This window comes from Longimicrobium sp., from assembly GCF_036280135.1.
In the GTDB taxonomy this organism is placed as follows: Bacteria; Gemmatimonadota; Gemmatimonadetes; order Longimicrobiales; family Longimicrobiaceae; genus Longimicrobium.
Genome location: NZ_DASURI010000583.1, coordinates 1 through 3191, shown reverse-complemented (window position 1 = coordinate 3191; position 3191 = coordinate 1). Strand labels below are relative to the sequence as shown.

Here is a 3191-nt window from a genome sequence, read left to right as displayed (position 1 = left end):
GCCGTTCGCGCATACGGGAGGGAACAGGGAATAGGGAATAGGGAATAGGGAATAGCAGGCAACTGCATCTCACGACCCGGATCCCTACTCACGCACTCACGCACTCACGCACTTTCGCACTTTCGCACTTTCGCACTAGTTTCCCTGCTCGCCAGAGACCGCTCGGACCATTTCGTTTCGGAAACCATCGCATGATGCCCCACCACAGGATCGCAGACCTCCTGCGCGGCGCCGTGCCCGCGGGAGAGGCCGTCACGCTCAAGGGCTGGGTGCGCACCCGGCGCGACAGCAAGGCCGGCCTGTCGTTCATCAACGTGCACGATGGATCGGGCTTCGCGCCCATCCAGGTGGTGGCCTCGCGCGACCTGCCCAATTACGACGCCGAGGTGCTGCGGCTCACCACGGGCGCGTCGCTCATCGTCGAAGGCGAGCTGGTGGCGACGCCCGGCCGTCCGCAGCCCGTGGAGGTGCACGCGAAGTCCATCGAGGTGGTGGGCTTGGTGGACGACCCGGAGACGTACCCCATCCAGCCCAAGCAGCACTCCATGGAGTTCCTGCGCGGCGTGGCCCACCTGCGCGTGCGCACCAACACGTTCGGCGCGGTGGCGCGGGTGCGGCACGCGCTGGCCATGGCCGTGCACCGGTTCTACGACCAGCGCGGGTTCTACTGGGTGCACACGCCCATCATCACCACCAGCGACGCCGAGGGCGCGGGCGAGATGTTCCGCGTGAGCACGCTGGACCTGATGAACCTGCCGCGCACGCCCGAGGGGGAAATCGACTTCGGCAAGGACTTCTTCGGCCGGTCTGCGTCGCTCACGGTGAGCGGACAGCTGAACGTGGAGGCGTACGCCATGGCGCTGGGCAACGTCTACACGTTCGGCCCCACGTTCCGCGCGGAGAACAGCAACACCACGCGCCACGCGGCCGAGTTCTGGATGATCGAGCCGGAGATCGCGTTCGCCGACCTGAACGACGACGCGGACCTGGCGGAGGACTTCATCAAGTCCATCACCCGCGACCTGCTGAACGAGCGGGGCGACGACATGGCGTTCTTCGACGAGCGCATCCAGCCCGGCGTGGTCAAGCGGCTGGAGACGCTGGTGGAGTCGCCCTTCGAGCGGATGAGCTACACCGAGGCCGTGCGGCGGCTGCAGGAATCGAAAAAGAAGTTCGAGTTCCCCGTGGAGTGGGGCGTGGACCTGGCCACGGAGCACGAGCGGCACCTGACGGAGGAGATCGTGGGCGGCCCCGTCGTCGTGACGGACTATCCCAAGGAGATCAAGTCGTTCTACATGCGCCTGAACGAGGACGGGCGCACGGTTGCGGCCATGGACGTGCTGGCCCCGGGGATCGGCGAGATCATCGGCGGGTCGCAGCGCGAGGAGCGGCTGGACGTGCTGGACCGGCGGATGGGGGAGATGGGGCTGGACCCGGCCGCGTACTGGTGGTACCGCGACCTGCGCCGCTACGGGACGGTGCCGCACGCGGGCTTTGGCCTGGGCTTTGAGCGGATGATCATGTACGCCACGGGGATGGCCAACATCCGCGACGTGCTGCCGTACCCCCGCACCCCCGGCAGCGCCGACTTCTGATCCCCATCCGGTGGATCCCATCCGCCCGGGCGAGCGAGGGTGCTTGCCCGGGCGGATTGCGTCGGCTATCCTGGGGCGTCCCCCTTTCCGCCCCAAACTGCACAACGGAGGTGCGCGATGAAGAAGCTCACGCTGCGGATCGAGGAGCTGTCGGTGGTGTCGTTCGCCGTGGCGCAGGCCACGGAGGATCGCGGAACGGTGCAGGCGCACGTGCTCACGCCCAGGTGCGTGGTCACGGGCGGCATCGACTCGTGCTGGTGCTCGGAGTACAACACCTGCAACTGCACCGTCTGAGATCACCGATCTTTCTCGCAAGGAGGCGGCGAAGGGCAGGGAGCCCCGGTCCCGTGCGGACTGAAGTACTCTGCGTCCTCTGCGCCTCTGCGTGAGAACGCCGTTGTCGTTGTCGTAGAAGCCGGCCATTGAACGGGCCCGCGCCTCCACGCGAGAGGCGCGGGCCCGCGTGCGTCCGGGTTGCAACGAGAAGCGGCTCCGCTACATTGGCGCCGCTCAACGAACCCCATCACTCCGGAACGACGGATCGCACGCATGCCACTCCCCAGCCGCGACGAAGCCCTGGCCCTGGTGCACGAGCACGTGCAGAGCGAGAGCCTGCGCCGCCACATGTACTCCGTGGAGGCCGCCTGCCGCGCCTATGCCCGCCGCTGGGACGAGGACGAGGAGCTGTACGGGCTGGCCGGGCTGCTGCACGACTTTGACTACGAGCGCTGGCCCGACGAGCACCCCGTCCGCGGCGTGGAGATGCTGCGCGAGCGCGGCTACCCCGACGACCTGCTGCACGCGATCCAGGCGCACTACGCCGCGCGCACGGGAGTGCAGCCCGTGACCCGTTTGGATCGGACCTTGCATGCCTGCGACGAGATCACCGGGTTGATCACCGCCGCCGCCCTCGTCAGGCCCAGCCGCTCGGTCATGGACCTGGAGGCGAAGTCGGTGCTCAAGAAGATGAAGGACAAGCAGTTCGCCGCGGGCGTGGACCGCGACGAGGTACGCCACGCGGCCGAGGCGCTGGAGGTGGACCTGGCGGAGCACGTGGACTTCGTCATCCAGGCCATGCGCGGCATCGCCCCGGAACTGGGGCTGGCCGGGCAGGGCTGACGCGGGGCCGGCTGTCAGGATCGCCGGTGCCCGCGCGTTCCACGTCTCCGGCACCGGCTGTTCCCAGGATCTCCGGTGGTCTGATACGGCAATGCGTATCAGAGTCATTGCACCCGGTACTCCGTCCCAAATCGTTGTGCTAAGCTTAGATGGGACGGTTTTTGCATCCTCTCCGCGTGCGGCTCTTTACGGCCGCCGGGCGGATGGATAAACTACCCCAATCGGGCGTGGGCAACACGTCCCTGAACTTGGAGCCGGAGGCGTGATGACCCTCGTTGTCGGTTTGGCCGCGGCCGCGGCGGTCGGGCTGATTGCCCGCCGTTACATGACTCCCCCCTGCCCGCGCTGCAAGTGCCGCGAGTGGGATCGAAAGCTGTGTGCACCGCTGCTCTTTTGCCGCCGATGCGCCACGCGCATCGACGCCCACGGGCGCGTTTACAACTGATCTGCCCCATCCTCGAGGGATCCGCGCGGCGG

At 67.6% G+C, this 3191-nt stretch carries 3 protein-coding genes; all 3 read left to right on the top strand.

The window, feature by feature from the left end:
• Window positions 1–194 precede the first annotated feature (194 nt).
• Window positions 195–1595 (top strand): asparagine--tRNA ligase, encoded by a 1401-nt coding sequence (gene asnS, locus VFZ20_RS18800; protein WP_349264107.1) that lies wholly within the window; start codon window positions 195–197, stop codon window positions 1593–1595.
• Window positions 1596–1712: 117 nt separating this feature from the next.
• Window positions 1713–1889, top strand: a complete 177-nt coding sequence (locus VFZ20_RS18795) for a hypothetical protein (protein ID WP_329685466.1) — start codon at window positions 1713–1715, stop codon at window positions 1887–1889.
• A gap of 255 nt (window positions 1890–2144) precedes the next feature.
• A complete protein-coding gene (locus VFZ20_RS18790; protein WP_329685465.1) occupies window positions 2145–2714 on the top strand; it encodes an HD domain-containing protein in 570 nt (189 codons plus the stop codon).
• Window positions 2715–3191 lie beyond the last annotated feature (477 nt).